Annotated in this window: 15 protein-coding genes; 10 read left to right on the top strand and 5 right to left on the bottom strand. The window is 65.6% G+C overall.

All coding sequences use genetic code 11. The features are described 5' to 3' along the window. Window positions 1-211 precede the first annotated feature (211 nt). Window positions 212-1,321, top strand: coding sequence for a GGDEF domain-containing protein (locus AC56KZ_RS01460; RefSeq protein ID WP_497160358.1), 1,110 nt, complete (start codon window positions 212-214; stop codon window positions 1,319-1,321). Between the two features lie 182 nt (window positions 1,322-1,503). Then, the gene (locus AC56KZ_RS01455; protein WP_497160357.1) at window positions 1,504-3,000 is read left to right on the top strand and encodes a tyrosinase family protein; all 1,497 of its coding nucleotides are present in this window, start codon (window positions 1,504-1,506) and stop codon (window positions 2,998-3,000) included. A 33-nt stretch (window positions 3,001-3,033) separates the two neighbouring features. Here AC56KZ_RS01455 and AC56KZ_RS01450 read toward each other — a convergent pair whose 3' ends face one another. Beyond that, window positions 3,034-4,005 carry an extracellular catalytic domain type 1 short-chain-length polyhydroxyalkanoate depolymerase gene (locus AC56KZ_RS01450; RefSeq protein WP_497160356.1) on the bottom strand — a complete coding sequence of 324 codons (972 nt, stop codon included), beginning with the start codon at window positions 4,003-4,005 and terminating at the stop codon, window positions 3,034-3,036. A gap of 226 nt (window positions 4,006-4,231) precedes the next feature. Here AC56KZ_RS01450 and AC56KZ_RS01445 point away from each other — a divergent pair, with 226 nt between their 5' ends. From AC56KZ_RS01445 to AC56KZ_RS01415, 7 genes are read left to right on the top strand one after another with little or no spacing between them, the layout of a single operon-like run. Continuing rightward, a complete protein-coding gene (locus AC56KZ_RS01445) occupies window positions 4,232-5,869 on the top strand; it encodes an AMP-binding protein (protein WP_497160355.1) in 1,638 nt (545 codons plus the stop codon). Next, the gene (locus tag AC56KZ_RS01440; protein ID WP_497161194.1) at window positions 5,866-8,259 is read left to right on the top strand and encodes a bifunctional salicylyl-CoA 5-hydroxylase/oxidoreductase; all 2,394 of its coding nucleotides are present in this window, start codon (window positions 5,866-5,868) and stop codon (window positions 8,257-8,259) included. The genes AC56KZ_RS01445 and AC56KZ_RS01440 overlap by 4 nt, the downstream gene beginning before the upstream one ends. A 1-nt stretch (window position 8,260) precedes the next feature. Further along, a complete protein-coding gene (locus AC56KZ_RS01435) occupies window positions 8,261-8,740 on the top strand; it encodes a MarR family winged helix-turn-helix transcriptional regulator (protein WP_497160354.1) in 480 nt (159 codons plus the stop codon). An 8-nt stretch (window positions 8,741-8,748) separates the two neighbouring features. Next, window positions 8,749-9,612, top strand: a complete 864-nt coding sequence (locus tag AC56KZ_RS01430; RefSeq protein ID WP_497160353.1) for an enoyl-CoA hydratase family protein — start codon at window positions 8,749-8,751, stop codon at window positions 9,610-9,612. Window positions 9,613-9,616: 4 nt separating this feature from the next. Then, a complete protein-coding gene (locus AC56KZ_RS01425; RefSeq protein WP_497160352.1) occupies window positions 9,617-10,798 on the top strand; it encodes an acyl-CoA dehydrogenase family protein in 1,182 nt (393 codons plus the stop codon). A 9-nt stretch (window positions 10,799-10,807) separates the two neighbouring features. Next, complete coding sequence (locus AC56KZ_RS01420) at window positions 10,808-11,197, top strand: RidA family protein (protein WP_497160351.1); 390 nt, start codon at window positions 10,808-10,810, stop codon at window positions 11,195-11,197. Window positions 11,198-11,227: 30 nt separating this feature from the next. Then, window positions 11,228-12,388, top strand: a complete 1,161-nt coding sequence (locus tag AC56KZ_RS01415; protein WP_497160350.1) for a dienelactone hydrolase family protein — start codon at window positions 11,228-11,230, stop codon at window positions 12,386-12,388. Between the two features lie 76 nt (window positions 12,389-12,464). Here AC56KZ_RS01415 and AC56KZ_RS01410 read toward each other — a convergent pair whose 3' ends face one another. From AC56KZ_RS01410 to AC56KZ_RS01395, 4 genes are all read right to left on the bottom strand, one after another. Beyond that, on the bottom strand, window positions 12,465-13,898 hold the full coding sequence (locus tag AC56KZ_RS01410; protein ID WP_497160349.1) for a PA domain-containing protein: 1,434 nt from the start codon (window positions 13,896-13,898) through the stop codon (window positions 12,465-12,467). Next, window positions 13,885-14,307 carry a post-PEP-CTERM-1 domain-containing protein gene (locus tag AC56KZ_RS01405; RefSeq protein ID WP_497160348.1) on the bottom strand — a complete coding sequence of 141 codons (423 nt, stop codon included), beginning with the start codon at window positions 14,305-14,307 and terminating at the stop codon, window positions 13,885-13,887. Before AC56KZ_RS01405 ends, AC56KZ_RS01410 begins: the two co-directional genes overlap by 14 nt. A 282-nt stretch (window positions 14,308-14,589) precedes the next feature. Continuing rightward, window positions 14,590-15,822 (bottom strand): sensor histidine kinase, encoded by a 1,233-nt coding sequence (locus AC56KZ_RS01400; RefSeq protein ID WP_497160347.1) that lies wholly within the window; start codon window positions 15,820-15,822, stop codon window positions 14,590-14,592. Beyond that, window positions 15,819-17,372, bottom strand: coding sequence for a DUF7125 family protein (locus tag AC56KZ_RS01395; protein WP_497160346.1), 1,554 nt, complete (start codon window positions 17,370-17,372; stop codon window positions 15,819-15,821). Before AC56KZ_RS01395 ends, AC56KZ_RS01400 begins: the two co-directional genes overlap by 4 nt. Before the next feature lie 160 nt (window positions 17,373-17,532). Here AC56KZ_RS01395 and AC56KZ_RS01390 point away from each other — a divergent pair, with 160 nt between their 5' ends. Continuing rightward, on the top strand, window positions 17,533-19,734 hold the full coding sequence (locus AC56KZ_RS01390) for an NADP-dependent malic enzyme (RefSeq protein ID WP_497160345.1): 2,202 nt from the start codon (window positions 17,533-17,535) through the stop codon (window positions 19,732-19,734). The last annotated feature ends 19 nt before the right edge of the window (window positions 19,735-19,753 follow it).

Raw genomic sequence — 19,753 nt, 5'->3', positions numbered from 1 at the left:
ATTTCGGTTGCAGCGTTGCAACCACATGTCGTCATTGTTTCTCTTTTGCAAGTAAATTTCTCGACTTTGGGGCGTCGATTCGCTACAGTTTGAGCCTTCTCATGACGTATGCGCCATTTAGCGCTGCGCAATCGCCCGGCCACTTTTCGAACACGATGCACCTTTCACCTTCTCCACTCCATGCCAGGTGCACAGCCTGCGGGAAGCAGTCGTGATCACCTTGCGCCGCCTTGCCGTCCTGCTGTGCAGTACCGATACCCGCCTGCACCGCATGCTGCAATACTGGGCCGCGACCTGCGTCCTGTATATCGTATGCCTGAGCCTGCTGCTGATGCAGGTGCAGCACGGTCTGAGCGACGCCGGCGCGACGCATGGCCTGATGGCTTTCGGCGGCGCCGGCGCACTCGCGTTTTACGTGCTGATCCGCATTCATGCACGCCTCGGGCTGGGAACCGACCAGCTCGCCGTGTCGCAAGCCGTCTTTTCGCTGGTGTGCGCGATCTGGGCCTATGTCATTTCAGGACCCTTGCGCGCAGCCATGCTGACGATGACGGTTGTCATCATCGTGTTCTGCATGTTCGCACTGCGCCCGCGCCAGACCCTGCTGCTGTCGGCCGGCGCCACCGTCGGCATGGGCGCGGCCATGTGGTGGCTGCAGGCGACCGACCCGTTGCGCTACCCGCCGATCACCGAGGCGATCACTTTCGGCTACCTGGCAGGCGCGCTGATGTCGACGGCGGTGCTGAGTGGCGAAATGAGCAAGCTGCGCTCGCGCCTGAAGCGCCAGAAAGGCGAGCTGACCGAGGCGCTCGACACCATCCGGGTGCTGGCCACCATCGATGAACTGACCTCACTGGTCAACCGCCGCCACATGAACCAGGTGCTCGAAACCGAGGAGCGGCGCCAGGCCCTGGCCTCGGACTCCAGCGCCGAAACCTGCATCGCCCTGCTCGACATCGACTTCTTCAAGCAGGTCAACGACCGCCATGGCCACGCTACCGGGGACGCCGTGCTGCGCTGCTTCTCGGCCGCTGCGCGCGCTTCGCTGCGCGCGAACGACGTGCTGGCGCGCTGGGGCGGCGAGGAATTCCTGTTGCTGCTGCCGGATACCTCGGCCGGCGATGCACGGGCCGTGCTCGAGCGCATGGCCGAGCGCGTCAATGGCATGGTGGTGCCTGGAATGCACGGCGAGCGCATCAGCTTCTCGGCCGGACTGGCCAGCCGCCATCCCGGCGAGCCTTGCGCCGATGTCGTCAGCCGCGCCGACGCCGCCCTGTACCGGGCAAAAGAGGGCGGGCGCGACCGGGTCATCCTGGCCTGATTGGGGACTGAGGAATCGCCGCTTTTATTACCCTCCGGATAAACCCGTAATTAGGAGAAATATTTAAGCGTTCTCTGCTGTGAGCCCTGTCAAGCTTTATCGCCGTGCCCGATCCTTTCGCCCAGCCTTATCCTAAACTTGAGCAACCCACAATTCGTGATTATTCGCTCAAAGGACAGGGTATGAAAAGCGCTGATCAGCACCGTAGGCAATTGATGAAGGGCATTTTAGGGGCTGCTACCGTGCAAGCCTTCCCGAATATCGCTTTGGCGAATACGGGCGTGCGCATTCGGGTGGAGTGGCAGCAATTCAAGGGCAGCAGCCAATATCAGTCATTTCTGAACGCCATTGCGGCAATGCGCCGGAATACCAATCCGAACGACCGCAATTCCTTGCATTACTGGGTCCGGGCCCACCAGACCTATTGCCCGCATGATGTGCCGTATTTCATTTCCTGGCATCGCGGCTATCTGTATTATTTCGAGCAGCAACTGCGCATCGCTTCAGGCGATCCGAGCCTGAACCTGCCGTATTGGGATTATTATTCCTATTCAACATTGCCAAGCGAATTCACGGATCCGTCGCCTGGCAATCCGCTGTATCTGCAGCGGGCGGGAGCGAATGTCTATAATGCGCTGACCCTGTCGCCATTCGCCCCGGAGGTATTTAATTTCCAGCGCGGCACGTCGAATTCTTTCGAGGCGCGCATTGAAAGTGCACCGCATAACCCGGTGCACAATCTGATTGGCGGCATCATGACGACGATGCAATCGCCTTTCGATCCGATCTTTTATCTGCACCATGCGAATATCGACCGCCTGACGCATGCCTGGGCGCTTCCCGACGGGAAAGGCATTCCGGATACCGCCAATCCCTATTCCGCCACCAACAGCAGCGCCTACTGGGCCGGCTCGAATCTCTACGCCCCGCAACTGAGCATCGAGCGCTACCGCACCTATTATCCCGGCTGGCTCGGCTACGACTACGCCGACGTGACGGTGCCGACCTCGCTGCCCCCGGCCTCGGGAACGATGCAGGCGGCCAAGGCCGGCGCGCTGTCCTCGCCGCGCCTGCGGGCGCGGCAAAGGCCGCCGCAGAAGCGCCATATCCCGGTACCCGGGCGCCAGATCTCGGCAACGCGCCGCGTGCTGGCGGGCGCCGCGAAAGTCGCCTTCGACGAGCAGTCGTATTCCACCAGCCTGGCCTTCAGCAGGAAGGATGCGGCGGAAATCGGGGCCATCATTGCGGCGCGGCGGGCGGGGGAGGGCGAGGCGGGCGGCACCCGTGTCGGCACCGTCAAATTCGTCGTCGACGGCGCCAAACTGAGCGAGGGAGGACGCCAGGGCGGTTATTTCTATGCCCTGTATTTGAACATGCCGCCCGTGATCGATTCGGAAAGCATGCACGACAGGTGTTTTCTCGGCACCCTGGGCGCCTTCGAGATTTCCGCGGCTTCGCACCACGGCCCGGCCAAGCTCGAATTCGATCTCGTCAGTTTATTGTTGCAGCAGGACGTACAGGATTTTTCGGAGCTGTCGCTTTCCTGGGTGCGCGTCGACGGCGATAATCCCCCGGCCGGGCAGACGATCAACGCGCACGAAGCCCGCATCGATATCGACTACGAAATGCAAGCCGTGCAGCCGCCCCGCTTGAAGGGAATTGCGGGCGGCTATCGTTAAGCGCGCGGCCGTCCGGTTGCACCAGCTTGCATCCTATTGCTGCGTGAAGAAGCGCAGCATTTCCTTGCTGGCGTCGGGGCCGCGCGCGTCGGTATAGCTGCCGTGCGCATTCCCGCCGGACCAGGCGTGGCCGGTGCCGTGGATGGTCCAGTGCTCGGCGATGACTTCGCCGGTGTCGTCGCGATGCGTATGGCGGGTGAAATTGCGGCCGCTCGCTTCGCCGGTTTCCTCGAGCATGGCCATGGCGCGTTCCTGGTTCGCGCCCTGGGCCATATGGCATTCGATCGTCTGGCGCACCACGTCCTGGCTGTTTTTCTGGTGCACCGTGCGGTCGATGTCGCCATGAAAGACGATCACCGGCGTGCTTGCCGACGGCGTGGCGGCCGGCGTCGGATTGCTCATGCAGGCCGGCTCGGCGCCGTCGCGCATGGCCGACATGGCGGACAAGCCGTCGATCGCGCTGCGATGGGCCAGGCCCGAGTGGCAGCCGACCGCCTTGAACAGGTCGGGATAGGTGCGTCCCAGGATCACGGCCATGGCGCCGCCCGAGGACAGGCCGGCCACCGATATGCGCGCTTCGTCGATCGCATACTGCGCAAGCAGGCTGCGCGTCAGGGCCGCGATCAGCGCCGGTTCGCCGACGTCACGCTCGTGGTGCGCCTGCTCGTACCAGTTCCAGCAGCGGTTCCAGTTCGCTTGCGAGGACTGTTCGGGATAGAGTACCAGGCAACGCGCTTCCTCGGCCAGTTCGTTCATGCCGGTGCCGAGGGCAAAATCGGCCGCGCTCTGACCGCAACCATGCAGCATCACCACCAGCGGCAGCGGCTCGCCGTTGCAGGCACGGGGCACGTAGAGCTTGTAGTCGAGCGACCGCGCGTCGCTGTCGAAGCTGCCTGACAGGAATTGCCCGGTGCTGTGGGGGGTGCCGGAGGCAGCCGGCGTCGACATCCCGGCCCAGGGGTTGAAGCCGAAAAAAGGCCAGCTTGCGTTTGCTAGGTCAATCATGTTCACCTCATCGATGGCTTGCTCAGAACGCTCCTGTACTTTTTTTGGTGAGTATAGCCGGATGCTGCGGTGCAGCATGTCAGGGTCGGGCGGGGCACATTGTAGGAGAAAGAGCCGGCTGCGTGAGCGCAGCCGGACGCGGCCGGTTTCGGGAATTGCTTGCCGCCGTCGATACTTTAGGCTTAAAGTATGTCGAGACATTCTTCCCCGACTGGCCGGAGACAAGATGAACGGAAGCGCGTACCTGGACACGTTTGCGAACGACAAGTTGCCGCCGCGCGAACAGTGGCCGGAATTGTTGTTCGAGCGGGAAGAGTTGGTTTACCCCGAGCGCCTTAATTGCGCTCATGAATTGCTCGACCGGATGGTGGCCCGGGGCCATGGCGAGGCGGTCGCGATCCGCGGCGCCGGCCTGTGCTGGAGCTACGCGGACCTGCTGGCCAGGGTCGACCGCATCGCCGGCGTGCTGCGCACCCACCTGGGCCTGGTCCCCGGCAACCGGGTGCTGCTGCGCGGCGCCAACAACCCGATGATGGCCGCCTGCGTGCTGGCGGTCTGGAAAGCCGGCTGCGTCGCGGTGCCGACCATGCCGCTGCTGCGCGCCAAAGAGCTCGCCACCATCATGGATCTGGCGCGCGTCGACGCCGTGCTGTGCGCCGCCGACCTGCGCGCCGAGCTCGATCTCGCCTGCCATAGCCTGAAGGCGACGCCGCCCGTGCTCGCCTTTAACGACGGCCATCCGGATGCGCTCGATACCCTGATGGCTGCCATGCCGGCTCGCTTCGAGGCGGTCGATACCTGGGCCCAGGACGTCTGTCTGCTGAGCTTTACCTCCGGCACCACCGGCCGCCCGAAGGGCACGATGCACTTCCATCGCGACGTGCTGGCGATCTGCGACTGCTTCCCGCGCTCGATCCTGGCAACCACCCCGGCCGACGTCTTCATCGGCTCGCCGCCGCTGGCGTTCACCTTTGGGCTGGGCGGCTTGCTGCTGTTCCCGCTGCGTTACGGCGCCTGCGCCGTGCTGCTGGAAAAACTTACGCCCGACCTGCTACTGGCCGCGATTGCCGAGTACCGCGCCACCGTCTGCTTCACCGCGCCCACCTTTTACCGCCAGATGGCGCCGCTGGCCGGCAAGCACGACCTGTCCAGCCTGTCTCGCAGCGTCTCGGCCGGCGAAGCGCTGCCCCTGGAAACGCGCCGCGCCTGGCAGGACGCGACCGGCCTGGCCATGATCGACGGCATCGGCGCGACCGAAATGCTGCACATCTTTATTTCCAGTGCCGGCGCCGAGATCCGACCCGGCGCCACCGGGCGTCCGATCCCCGGCTACCGCGCCTGCATCCTCGACGACGACGGCCAGCCGCTCGGCCCCGGCCACATCGGCCGCCTTGCGGTCAAGGGCCCGACCGGCTGCCGCTACCTCGACGACCCGCGCCAGCTCGACTATGTCTGCGATGGCTGGAATCTGACGGGCGACGCCTACAAGGTCGACGAGGACGGCTATTACTGGTACCAGGCGCGCACCGACGACATGATCATCTCGAGCGGCTACAACATCGCCGGGCCGGAAGTCGAGGAGGTGCTGCTGCAGCACCCGGCGGTGGCCGAATGCGCGGTGGTCGGCGCGCCCGACTCCGAGCGCGGGCAGGTGGTCATGGCCTATGTCGTGCTGCGCGCCGCCGCGGGAGTCGGCGACCTGGCCATGGCAACGTCGCTGCAGGACCATGTCAAAGCCACCATCGCGCCCTACAAATACCCGCGCCGGATCGAGTTCCGCACCAGCCTGCCGCGCACCGAAACCGGCAAGCTGCAGCGCTTCAAGCTGCGCCAGGAAGCCGCGCAGGGGGCGTGCCAGCCATGAAGGTCGTCTGCATCGGCGGCGGCCCGGCCGGCCTCTACTTCGCGCTCCTGATGAAGAAACAGGATCCGGCGCACGAGATCACCGTCGTCGAGCGCAACCGGCCGTCCGACACTTTCGGCTGGGGCGTGGTGTTCTCCGACCAGACCCTGGGCAACCTGGCCGCGGCCGACGAGGCGAGCGCGCGCAGCATCCTCGCATCGTTCAACCACTGGGACGACATCGACGTCCATTTCAGGGGCCGCAGCATCACTTCCGGCGGGCATGGCTTCTGCGGCATCGGCCGCAAGCGCCTGCTGGGCATCCTGCAGGCGCGCTGCGAAGAACTGAACGTGCGGCTGGTCTTCGAGACCGACGTCGATGACGACCAGGCGCTCGCCGCCCGCTACGATGCCGACCTCGTGGTCGCCTGCGATGGACTCAACAGCCGCGTGCGCACCCGCTACGCCGGCTCCTACCAGCCCGAGATCGACAGCCGCCGCTGCCGCTTCGTCTGGCTCGGCACGAAGCAGAAATTCGATGCCTTCACCTTCGCGTTCGAAGAAACCGAGCATGGCTGGTTCCAGGCCCATTGCTACCAGTACGACGGCGACACTTCCACCTTCATCGTCGAGACCCCGGAAGCCGTCTGGCGCAAGGCCGGACTCGACGACATGAGCCAGGAACAGGGCATCGCTTTCTGCGAAAAGCTGTTCGCCCGCTACCTGGGCGGCCACGCCTTGCTGAGCAATGCCTCGCACCTGCGCGGCTCGGCCATGTGGATTACCTTCCCGCGCATCGTCTGCCGCGACTGGGTGCACTGGAACCGCATCGACGGGCGCCGCGTGCCCGTTGTGCTGATGGGCGACGCCGCCCATAGCGCGCACTTTTCGATCGGTTCCGGGACCAAGCTGGCGCTCGAGGATGCGATCGAACTTGCGCGCTGCTGCGAAGCGCATGGCGCCGCGGGCATCGACAGCGTACTGGCGGCCTACCAGGAGCTGCGTTCGGTCGAGGTGCTGAAAATCCAGAGCGCCGCGCGCAATTCGATGGAGTGGTTCGAGAACGTCGAGCGCTACACCGCGATGGAGGCCGAGCAGTTCGCCTACTCGATGCTGACGCGCAGCCAGCGCCTGTCGCACGAGAACCTGCGCCTGCGCGATCCCGCTTACGTGCGCCGCTTCGAAGACTGGATCGCCCGCCGCGCTTTCGACCAGGCCGGCCTGCCGCCGCCGCCAGCCGATGCCGGCATACCGCCGATGCTCACGCCCTACAAGGCGCGCGGCGTGACCCTGAAGAACCGCATCTTGGTCTCGCCGATGGCGCAGTATTCCAGCGTCGATGGCGCGGTCGGTGACTTCCACCTGGTGCACCTGGGCAGCCGCGCGCTCGGCGGCGCCGGCCTGGTGTTCGCCGAAATGACCTGCGTCTCGGCCGACGCCCGCATCACGCCCGGCTGCCCCGGCCTGTACGCGCCCGAGCATACGGCGGCCTGGAAGCGCATCGTCGATTTCGTCCACGCCAACAGCGACGCCAGGATCGCGATCCAGCTCGGCCATGCCGGCGCCAAGGGCTCGACCCGGCGCGCCTGGGACGGCAGCGATCTGCCGCTGGGCGATGGCAACTGGCCGCTGGTGTCGGCATCGCCACAGCAATACCTGCAAGGCGTGTCGCAAACGGCGCGCGAGGCCAGCGCCCTGGACCTCGAACGCATCAAGGGCGACTTCGTGCGCGCCACCCGCGCGGCGGCCGACGCCGGCTTCGACTGGCTGGAACTGCACTGCGCCCACGGCTACTTGCTGTCGAGTTTCATCTCGCCGCTCACCAATCAGCGCTCCGACCAGTACGGCGGCAGCCTCGAGAACCGCTGCCGCTATCCGCTGGCGGTGTTCGCCGCGGTGCGGGCCGCCTGGCCGGACGAAAAACCCATCAGCGTGCGCCTGTCGGCCCACGACTGGACTCCGGGCGGGCTGACCCCGGACGACGCGGTGCGGGTGGCGCGCCTGTTCAAGAAGGCCGGCGCCGACATGATCGACGTCTCCTCGGGCCAGGTCAGCAAACGCGAAAAGCCGGTCTATGGCCGCATGTTCCAGACCCCGTTCGCCGACCGCATCCGCAACGAGGTCGGCATCCCGACCATCGCGGTCGGCGCGATTGCCGAGGCCGACCACGTCAACAGCATCATCGCCTCCGGCCGCGCCGACCTGTGCGCGATCGCCCGGCCGCACCTGGCCGACCCGGCCTGGACCCTGCACGAAACCGCGAAGCTGGGCTACACCGCTATCGCCTGGCCCAAGCAGTACCATGCCGGCAAGCTGCAGCTCGAACGCAACCTGGAACGCGAGCGCCAGGCGGCGGCGGCCGGCGCCGGCCTCACCCCGCAGCAGGTCGCGGCCAAACTGCTCGAGGGATGACATGACCGATGTCGAGAGCCGCCTGAGCGACGACAATCACGGCCCGCTCAAACTCTGGCTGCGCATGCTGTCGGTCACCAACCTGATCGAAGCCGAGGTGCGCAGCCGCCTGCGCCTTGAATTCGGCATTACGCTGCCGCGCTTCGACCTGATGGCCCAGTTGGAGCGCCATCCGGGCGGCCTGCGAATGGGCGAACTGTCGAAACGCATGATGGTCACCGGCGGCAATGTGACCGGCATCACCGACCTGCTCGAGCAGGAAGGCCTGGTGCTGCGCACACCGGTGCAGGATGACCGCCGCGCTTTCCTGGTCACGCTCACCCCCGGCGGGCGCCAGGCTTTCGGGCGCATGGCGACGCGGCACGAAGCCTGGATCAGGGAACTGACGGGCGCGCTGGACGAACACGAAAGGGCGGCGCTGTACGAGCTGCTGTCGATCATGAAGCAGGGGATGAAAATTCCCATGCAAGCGCAACACTAGGAGAATCCATGCCTTACCTCACGGGCGAACCACACCAGTTGCCGGGAAATCGCGGCGACTTCGCCGACCTTGTCAATTACCAGCCGCGCCATTTCCTGTTCGAGGTGAAGGAGGGCGTCGCCACGCTGACCCTGAACCGTCCCGAGCGCAAGAACCCGCTCACCTTCGATTCCTACGCCGAGCTGCGCGACCTGTTCCGCGCGCTGGCCTGTGCCGCCGAGGTCAAGGCGGTCGTCATCGCCGGCGCCGGCGACAACTTCTGCTCGGGCGGCGACGTGCACGAAATCATCGGCCCGCTCACGAAGCTCGACATGCCGGGCCTGCTGGCCTTCACCCGCATGACCGGCGACCTGGTGAAAGCGATGCGCGCCTGCCCGCAGCCGATCGTCGCCGCCATCGACGGCATCTGCGCCGGCGCCGGGGCGATGCTGGCGCTGGCCTCGGACCTGCGCTACGGCACCGCGCGCAGCAAGACGGCCTTCCTCTTCACCCGGGTCGGCCTGGCCGGCTGCGACATGGGCGCCTGCGCGCTGCTGCCGCGCGTGATCGGCCAGGGCCGCGCGGCCGAGCTGCTCTACACCGGGCGCAGCCTGGGTGGCGAGGAAGCCGAACGCTGGGGCTTTTTGAACCGTCTGTGCGCGCCCGACGCCGTGCTGGCCGAGGCCCGGGCCTTCGCCGCCACCCTGGCGTCCGGGCCCACCTTCGCGCACGGCATGACCAAGAAAATGCTGCAGCAGGAGTGGAACATGGGCGTCGACGAAGCCATCGAGGCCGAGGCCCAGGCCCAGGCCATCTGCATGGCCACCAACGACTTCCACCGTGCCTACCACGCGTTCGTGGCAAAGGAAAAACCGCAGTTCGAAGGAGATTGAGCAAGTGGCGGATACCGACTACCTGAACTGGCCCTTCTTCGAGCCGCGCCACCGCGAACTGGCGCTGCGGCTCGACGCCTGGGCCGCGCGCCACATTCCCCGGCAGCACGGGCATGACGTCGACGCCGCCTGCCGCGCGCTGGTGGCGCAGCTGGGTGAGGCCGGCTGGCTGAGCCACGCAATCGGCGGCATCGGCTACGGCGGCGCCGGCGAGGCCATCGATACCCGCGCCATTTGCCTGATCCGCGAAACCCTGGCCCGGCATTCGGGCCTGGCCGATTTCGCCTTTGCGATGCAGGGCCTGGGCAGCGGCGCCATCACCCTGTTCGGCAGTGAGGCCAACAAGCGCGATTACCTGGGCCGGGTCGCCCGTGGCGAAGCGATCGCCGCGTTCGCCTTGTCCGAGCCCGATGCCGGTTCCGACGTGGCGGCGCTGTCCTGCGCGGCCACGCTCGACGGCGAGGACTACCTGCTGAACGGCGAAAAGACCTGGATCTCGAATGGGGGCATCGCCGACTTCTACGTCGTGTTCGCGCGCACCGGAGAGGCGCCCGGTTCGCGCGGCATTTCCGCCTTCATCGTCGACGCCGGCTTGCCCGGCTTCGAGATCGCCGAACGTATCGACGTCATCGCGCCGCACCCGCTGGCGCGCCTGCGTTTCACGGCATGCCGGGTGCCGGCGTCGAAACGCCTGGGCGCCGCAGGGCAGGGCTTCAAGGTCGCCATGGCCACCCTCGACGTCTTTCGCACCTCGGTTGCCGCCGCCGCCCTCGGTTTTGCCCGGCGCGCACTCGACGAAGCATTGGCGCGCGCCACCTCGCGCAAGATGTTCGGCAAGACCCTGGCCGACTTCCAGCTGACCCAGGCCAAGCTGGCCGACATGGCCACCGGCATCGACGCCGCCGCGCTCCTGACCTACCGCGCCGCCTGGCAGCGGGACCAAGGCCGGCGCGTCACCAAGGAAGCGGCCATGGCCAAGCTGACGGCGACGGAAACGGCGCAGCAGGTGATCGACGCCGCCGTGCAGATGTTCGGCGGCCTGGGCGTGGTCAGCGAACAGCCGGTCGAGCGCCTGTACCGCGAAATCCGCTCGCTGCGCATCTATGAAGGCGCGAGCGAAGTGCAGCAGCTGATCATCGCGCGCGAGCTGCTGGCTGAAGCGGCGGCGAGCGCGACTATCGAGTAAAGGCAGAACATGGAATTTTTGCAGCCAGAGAGCTGGCCAAGACCACGCGGCTATGCCAACGGCATTGCCTGCTCGGGCCGGATGGTGTTTGTCAGCGGCATGGTCGGCTGGGACGCCAACGGTGTCTTCCACACCGACGACTTCGCCGGCCAGGTGCGCCAGGCCTTGACCAACATCGTCGCGGTGCTGGCCGAGGGCGGCGCCAGGCCCGAACATATCGTCCGCATGACCTGGTATGTGCTCGACAAGAAGGAATACGTCGCGGCTTATCCAGAGATCGGCGTGGCCTACCGTGATCTGATCGGGCGGCATTACCCGACCATGAGTGCGGTGCAGGTAGCGGGGTTGGTCGAGGATCGGGCCAGGGTGGAGATCGAGGTGACTGCGATGGTCCCCTGAATGCGACTCTTTTTATGCCTGATGTGTTTCTTGGCCTGCAGCGCAACCCGCGCCGAAAGCCTGTTCACCTTCTCCAACACACCAGGCATCCACGCCGTCGGCGTCCGCTACCTCAAGCAATACGATCGCGCACGCAGCTTTACGCCCGAGCGTGGCGTGTTGGCCAGCCTTTTGCCCAAACCCGAAAATCGGGGCCGGCCGATCCAGACCGTCATCTGGTATCCGGCGCTCAAAGGCGGCGAGCGCGTCAGCTACGACCATTACCTGCAACTGGTCGGCTGGGAAACCGACTTCGACGCTTCCCCGCGCGCGCAAAAGCGCACCGTGGACGCCTGGCTGCAGATGGTCACCGATGGCAAGCGCCCGGCGCAAATCGAATCGGAGCGGCGCAAAACCATGTGGGCGGTTCGGGACGCCGTGCCGAAAGGCGGCAAATTTCCTGTGGTGATCTACGCGCCGAGTATCAACAACACGGCTTTCGAGAATGCCGACATCGCCGAATTCCTGGCCAGCCACGGCTATATCGTGATCGCGGCGCCGACCGTCGGCGAAACCCGCCGCTATATCAAGAAGGATCTGCACGACGCGGAACTGCAGGCCGACGATATCCGCTTCCTGATCGATTATGCGCGGACGCTGCCGCAGGCCGACATGGCGCGCGTGGCGGTGGCGGGATTCAGCTGGGGCGGGTTCGCCAATGTGCTGGCGGCGGCAAAAGACGAGCGCATCAAGGCGCTGGTGTGCATCGACGGTGCGATCCGTTATTACAATACGCTCGCGGTGCAGGCCAGGTATGCCGTCCCCGAGAAATTGCGCACGCCACTGCTGTTCCTGGCGCAGACGCCCGCCTCGATGGAGTCGAATGTCCGTTACAAGGAAGACATCAGCGGCAGCTTCATCAGCCGCATGAGCAATGCCGACGTCTACCTGCTGACGATGTATCCGATGGAGCACCAGCATTTCGGGTCGGCCTACGTTCGCCTCGACGATGGCGCCGCGTACAAGGAATACAGCCCTCAGGAGGTATCGGCCGCCTACAGCCTCGGCGCCCGCTATATCCTGCGCTTCCTCGACGGCTACCTGAAGAACGACGCGGCTGGACGCGCCTACCTGGCAAACAGGCCGGCCAGGAACGGCGCGCCGCCCCATTCCATGACAATGGAATTCATGCCGGCCAAAGGCCAGCGCTGACGACACGCACAAAAAAACCGCCTGCGAACAGGCGGCCTGGTTTTACATCTCAGCGGCAATGCTCAGTTGTCAGCCGTTACCAGCCGATATCCTTGAACAGTTCCATGGTCAGGTCGGTCGGCGCCGTCACCGCATGGGTGAGGTCCGAACTGATCGACGGCTCCATCAGCTGGTTGCGGGTGGCGGTCGTGTTGTAGTGCGAGACCGACGAACCCGGCTGATAAGGATTCGGCGTGAACATCGTGATGCGGCGCTGCGCATCGGCGCCCGAGCTCGAGGTCTTGGAGCGCTCGAACTTGCCGACGGTACCCGCCGTATTGCCGTTCGGCTTGGCCAGGCCGGCGACGATTTTCGCGCCGTCGGCTTGCGTTACGCGCACTGCCGGGATGACGATGCTCGCATCAGCGCCGCCCAGGCCGGTGACGGCGCCCGGTGCGTTGTCGGCCACGATCACGCCGATGGCGCCGGCGTCCTGTGCGTTCTTGACCTTGATCGCGAAGCCGCAGGTGCCGCGGCTGACCAGGGCAATCTTGCGGCGCACGGCTTCGGCATTAACTGCATTGAAGGGCGTGCAGGCCGAGCCGGGACTGTCAGCCTGCATCGCGACCTGGACGATCTGGCCGACCAGGGGCGACTTGTCGAGTTTCGGGCCGAAATCGGCTTCGCCGACGGCATACATGTCACCGGCTGCCGAGTGGGCGCCGGCGCCGATCACGCGCAGCTGGGGCGTGGCGAGCAGGACCGACGGCACGGCCGCGGTCACGTTGGCGCCGGTCCAGGACAGGCCCGATGGCTTGAGCGCCGATGCCGCGCGCTCAGCATTGGTCATGTTGATCCACAGTTTGTTCGTCGTGTTGTCGAGCAGGTTGTGGTCCCAGACCGATGGATAGCCGGCGAACATCGCGCCGCTTGCGCCGTTGGTGAAGGTCTGGAAGCCCAGGCCGTGACCCATTTCGTGCAGCAGGGTGGCGACGAAGTCGATGTTGTTGCCTTCATTGGCATCCAGGCCCAGGTAGAACGAGCTGCCGGCCAGGCAGTTCGGCTTGCCGAGTTCGGAATTGAAGTTGGCGCTGATCTGCGCGCCGGGGGCGTCCGAAATCTCTTTGCCGTACAGCTTGTTGGCCAGTGCGTACGAATAGATCGTGCCGGCCTTGGGTGCGCCGGGGAAGTCGGCGAACACCTGGGTGGCGCCAGCGCTGCCGAGGACGGCGCCTGTGGCGGTGCAGGTCAGCGGACGGAACTGCGCGTTGATGACGATCGGCACCGCGGAGCTCAGGGTGCGGCCCCAGATGTTGGCTGCGTGCGTGAACGCGATCAGGCGCTGCTCACCGATGGTGGTGCCGGTGTTGCCGCCGACGGGCGCGGCCGGGGTCGTATCGTTGAAGCCGACGCCAGGCGCGTTCAGGTTCTTGATGACGATCGTCGCAGCGGCCTGGGCCGAGCCCATGGCGGCGCAGGAAAGAGCCAGGCTGGCAGCAACCAGGCGCAGGGTAGGCTTACTGGACTTCATTCTGGTGCTCCTTCGATTGCGTGGTCACTGGGTGATTGCTGGCATGTTCCGCGGCGCTCTTGCCGTGAATGCAATCGGCTTCGAGCTTGCCATCAGGCGTGCGGCGCACCACCGAGTAGACGATCGACTCTTCATCGACGTGGGCGGCGACGATGCCGTTTTGCTGCAGGCGCACGACGCCGGCGGCCGGGGCGCCGGAAGCCGCGCGGGCGGCCTTCTGGGCGGCGCGGTCGGCGGCGCGCAGGTCGTTCAGCTGTTTCGCTTCGGCGGCGGTCGCGTTGCGAATCTTGCCGGTACGTGGGTCCTTGTGGACGGTCTGGCCATCCTGGCCGGCGGCGAATGCCGAGCCGGTGAGCGCCAGCGCCGCAATGGCGACGATGCTGCGCAGTGTGCGAACGGGGGTGTGCATGTTGTCTTGTCTCTTCTAAAAAAAGTCGTCGATCGGTGCAGTGTTTTCCCCGCTTCTTGGATGAGCCGGTTGCGACGAACTATAGCTTTGGAGCCAATAAAATCAGGCAAAAGTTGTTAAAAATATTGTATGGTTGAGTTCACAATTGACGAAAGATCGTTCGGTCTTTGCAATGAGAAAGTGCACTGGAAATATTTTTACTGCCGCGTTGTATTTCCCACGCAAAAATTCCAGCAGGAATTTTTTGCGGATAAGGACGTGCGGGGACGACCGGATGTCGGCTCAGACGGCCGTCGGCAGGCGGATGGCGAAGGTGGCGCCGTGGCCGCGCCCGGCGCTGCTGACGCCCAGGGTGCCCGCGTGCAGCTCGACGATGCGGCGCGCGATGTAGAGACCCAGCCCGAGGCCGGTGGCGTTGTCGTGCTGCTGCAGCCGGAAGGCGCCGAACACGTGCGGCAGGTCCTCGGGCTCGATACCCTGGCCGGAGTCGGCGATGTCGATCCCGACGGCGCCGTCGCTGCGGCGGATGGTGATCCGGATCAGGCCGCCGTCCGGGGTAAATTTCACCGCATTGAACAGCAGGTTCCAGAACACCTGCTGCAGGCGCCGCCCGTCGGCCTCGAAGCGGATGGTGTCGCCGTAATCGCTGGGCGTCACCTGCATCAGGATATTTTTCGCGTGCGCGTGCGGTTCCACCGTCGAGATGGCGTCGCGCAGGACCTGGCCCAGCACCACCGGCGTGCGGTTGATCGACATCTGGCCGGTCAGGGTGCGCGCCGCGTCGATCAGGTCGTCGACCATGGCCGTTTCCTGGCGCACGTGCACGCGCATCGATTCCAGGCCGCCCACGGCCGCCGGCGGCAGGTCGGGCATCGTGCGCAGCATCAGTTCGATGCGCATCGACAGCGCCGACAGGGGCGTGCGCATCTCGTGCGACACGGTGGCCAGGAACAGTTCGCGCGTGCGGTGCACCCGGGTCAGGTCGTCGATGGTTTCGCGCTGGCGGTCCAGCGTGCTCGACAAGGTACCCAGCAGCGCCGTGTAGGTTGCCATGCGCGTCTCCGATACGGGCGCGTCGAGCCGCACTTCGCTCCACAGCAGGTGGCCGGTCAGCCCGATCTGCCTGGCGATGGCTTCGCAAGCCAGGGGCGAACTGAAGTCGGCGAAGCGCCAGCCGAACACCAGCACGCCGTACACCTCGCCGCGCAGCAGCAGCGGCTGGGCGCAGACCCGCAAACCCTCGCCGAATTGCGCCGACACCGATGCGCCGCTTGCGTGCACCGTGCGCACCAGCTCGCGCTCGAATGCCGTGCCCGGACCATCCACCGCCCACAGGGTCGAGCGCGACGCCAGCAGGCTTGCCAGGCGCGATCCCGTCAATGGGCCGATGCGGCGCAGGCCCGACACGTCGTAGGCCGACGTGACAAGGCCTGTCGCTTCCGTGAACTGCCGTAGCGGCGTGTGCCAGTCGTCCCAGTCCACTGGCGCATTGTCTGGCAATTCGGCCGTGATCACTGGGGCTTTTCGGTGGGCGGATGTTCGGAGTGCGGCAAGGGATTGCCGCTGGCCAGGGCTTCCTCGACCGCCGGACTCTGGCGTGACGGCGAACGCGACAGCAGGCCGTAGTAGGACGAGAACGGCAGCTGCGGCACGGCCTGGGTATCGGTATCGCTTTCGTCCACCAGCATCAGGCCGCCCTGGCCGATCGCGTATTCGCGCGTGACCTGCAGGTTGCGGCTGCCGCGCACCTTCGGTACGGCCAGCGCCCGGCGCAGCACGGTGGAAATCTCCACGTAGTTGAGCAGGATGATGTTGTCGACCAGGTGCGAACCCTTGAGTTCTTCGCTGATCTGGGACACGCCCAGCAGCTCCGGGCTTTCATAGTTGAACAGGGTCGTGGCGAGCCGGTTCTTGAAGTAGCTGGCGAGGACGTACAGGAAGTCGGAGACCTCGGTGCGGCTGGCCATTTCATAGACGGCGATCGAATCAAAGACGACGCAGTCGATCCCTTCCTTCTCGACCAGCCTGACAATGCGGTCGAAGTGCACGTCCAGTTCGAGTTCCAGTGGTGACTCGTAGTGGATGAACAGGTCGCCCGATTCGACCAGGCTTTCCAGGTCGAAGCCGAGCGACCTGGCGTTACGCATCAACTGGCGCGGGTGCTCGTCCAGGCTGACCAGCAGCGCCTTGTGGCCGGTCGTGATGGCATGGGTCAGGAACTGAACGCTGAACACGGTCTTGCCAGTGCCGGAAATGCCGCTCACCAGCGTCACCGAGCCCTTGTAGAGGCCGCCGTCCATCATCCTGTCGATCGCCGGCGCACCGGTCGACAGGCGCTCTTCCGAGGTGGGCTGGTCGAGCGCCGCGACCGGGCGCGACTGGGCGCGGCGGTACACGTGCACGCCTTCGCCCGGCTCGATGCGCATGGTGTGGCTGCCGGTGATGAAATCCTGGCCGCGCGACTTCATGACGGTCAGGCGGCGGCTGACGCGGCGCCGTGTCTCTTCGCGCGTGAGCGAAATGATCGTGTCGAAGACAAAGCGTTCGTGGGCCAGCACGCCGCTCAGCGATTCGTCCTTTTCGGCCGTGACCATGGTCGTCACGCCCAGGCGAGTGAGCCCCTCGATCAGCAGGTGCACGTCCTCGCGGAAGGGCAGGTCGTTTCCTTCGGCGTACAGGCGAAGCGGGGTCAGGCCGTCGATCAGCAGGCGCCTGGCGCCCATTTCCTTGAGCGAAGCGGCGAACACGCCGTCGCTGCTGCGAAACTCGCTCAGCAGCACGGCCGGGCTGGTCTGGATGATCTTGATCTTGCCCTGGTCGATCAGGCCTTGCAGGTCCCAGTTGAAGCCGGCGGCGTCGCGCAGCAGCTTGGCGGGGTCGAGTTCGAAGGAGACGATGGCGCCCGGTTCGTCATGGTCGAGCGCGCCATGGTAGATGAAGCCCAGGCCGAGCGTGGTCTTGCCCGACCCTGGCGGGCCTTCGACGATCAGGTTGTTATTGCGGGGAATGCCGCCCAGGAGTATTTCGTCGAGCCCGACGATACCGGTCTTCACCAACTCGTTCATATGACTGCCTTTTTGCTATGGTTGCGCAGTTTATCATGCGGGTTGCGGCGTGTCTGCGCCATGCCGGCGGAATGGCCGCGTTCCGGGAGACTTGTCGATTGCGTACGCCCTCAGCGGCGCTGGTATATCCTTTAAGCTTCAACCATTGACAGCCGACGCCATGACCACCGAATCCAATCTCAGCGAAGCCAAAGACACCCAATTGCGCGCCGATGCGCTCGAGTACCACCGCAGCCCGACACGCGGCAAGATCGAGGTCGTTGCCACCAAGCCGCTGTCGAACCAGCGCGACCTGTCGCTGGCCTATTCGCCCGGCGTGGCCTATGCCTGCGAGGAAATCGCCGCCAATCCCGCCATGGCCGCCGAATACACCTCGCGCGGCAACCTGGTGGCCGTGATCACCAACGGTACCGCGGTTCTGGGCCTGGGCAACATCGGTCCGCTCGCCTCGAAGCCGGTCATGGAAGGCAAGGGCTGCCTGTTCAAGAAATTCGCGGGCATCGATGTGTTCGACCTCGAACTCGACGAACTCGATCCCGACAAGCTGGTCGACGCGATCGCGATGCTGGAGCCCACCGTCGGCGGCATCAACCTGGAAGACATCAAGGCGCCCGAGTGCTTCTACATCGAGAAGAAGCTGCGCGAGCGGATGAACATCCCGGTCTTCCACGACGACCAGCATGGCACGGCGATCATTTCGAGCGCGGCCCTGCTGAATGCCCTGAAGGTTGTCGGCAAGGAGATCGGCCAGATCAAGCTGGTCGCTTCCGGCGCCGGCGCGGCGGCGATCGCCTGCCTCGACATGATGGTGATCCTCGGCGTCAAGCGCGAGCATATCTATGTGACCGACTCGAAAGGCGTGATCCACGTCGGGCGCGAGGCCAACATGGAGGCCAACAAGGCGCGTTACGCGCAGGAGACGACGGCGCGCAGCCTGGCCGACATCATCCGCGATGCCGACGTCTTCCTCGGCTGCTCGACCGCCGGCGTGCTCACCGGCGAGATGGTCAAGACCATGGCCGACAAACCCGTCATCCTGGCGCTGGCCAACCCGGAGCCTGAAATCCGCCCGGAAGTGGCGCGCGCGGCGCGGCCCGACTGCATCATCGCCACCGGCCGCTCGGACTATCCGAACCAGGTCAACAACGTGCTGTGCTTCCCCTATATCTTCCGCGGCGCCCTCGATTGCGGCGCCACCCGCATCACCGACGAGATGAAGCTGGCCTGCGTCACCGCGATCGCCGAACTGGCCGAAGCTGAAGCGAGCGACGTGGTGGCCTCGGCCTACGAGGGCCAGGACCTGGCCTTCGGTCCCGAATACATCATCCCGAAGCCCTTCGATCCGCGTCTGCTGGCGGCGATCGCGCCGCGCGTGGCGCAGGCCGCGCAGGATTCGGGCGTGGCGGCGCGCCCGATCACGGACATGGCGGCCTACCGCGACAAACTGGCGCAGATGATCTACCACACGGGTTTCTTCATGAAGCCGGTGTTCACCAAGGCCAGGGCCAACCCGCGCCGCGTGGCCTATGCCGAAGCGCTCGACGTGCGCGTGCTGCGCGCGGTCCAGACCGTGGTCGACGAAGGCATCGCCAAGCCGGTCCTGATCGGCGAGCAAGGCGCCATCGAGCGCGCCATCAAGGACGCCGGGCTGCGCCTGCAGGCGGGCGTCGACTATACCCTGGCCGAAGGCCAGGGAGACCCGACCCTGCAAGGGACGCGCCTGCTGCAGCGGGGCGAAGTCGATGCGCTGATCTGCGGCATGACGGGCAGCTACGACAGCCACCTGGAACACGTGAAAAACGAGATCGGCACCGCGCCCGGCGTCGAGGTGCTGGCCGCCATGAATGCGCTGGTGCTCGACAAGTACACGCTGTTCATCACCGACACCTATGTCAACGACGCGCCCTCCGCCGCCGAACTGGCGGGGATCGCGCGCCTGGCCGCCGCCACGCTACGCGAATTCGGCCTCGAACCAAAAGTGGCGCTGCTCTCGCATTCCTCGCAAGGGTCGTCGAACCGCCCCTCGGCCATCCGCATGCGCGAAGCGCGCGAGCTCTTGAAACAGAGCGAGCCGGAGCTGCTGGCGATCGGCGAAGTCCATGGCGACGCCGCGCTGTCGGAAGAGATCCGCGCCATGTACGACATCGAAAGCGGTTTTGCCGGCAGCGCCAACCTGCTGGTGATGCCGTCGCTGGACGCCGCCAACATCCTGTTCAACGTGCTGAAGGTCGCGGCGGGCAAGGGCGTCACCGTCGGCCCGATCCTGCTCGGCAGCGCCAAGCCGGTGCACATCCTGAGCCCGAGCGCCACCGTACGCCGGATCGTCAACATGACTGCGCTGGCCGTGGCGGCGGTTCGCTGATCGAAAAATCTGCCGGATG

The sequence above is a fragment of the Telluria sp. LT2P34 genome (assembly GCF_059685915.1).
This window is presented reverse-complemented; position numbering and strand designations above follow the sequence as displayed.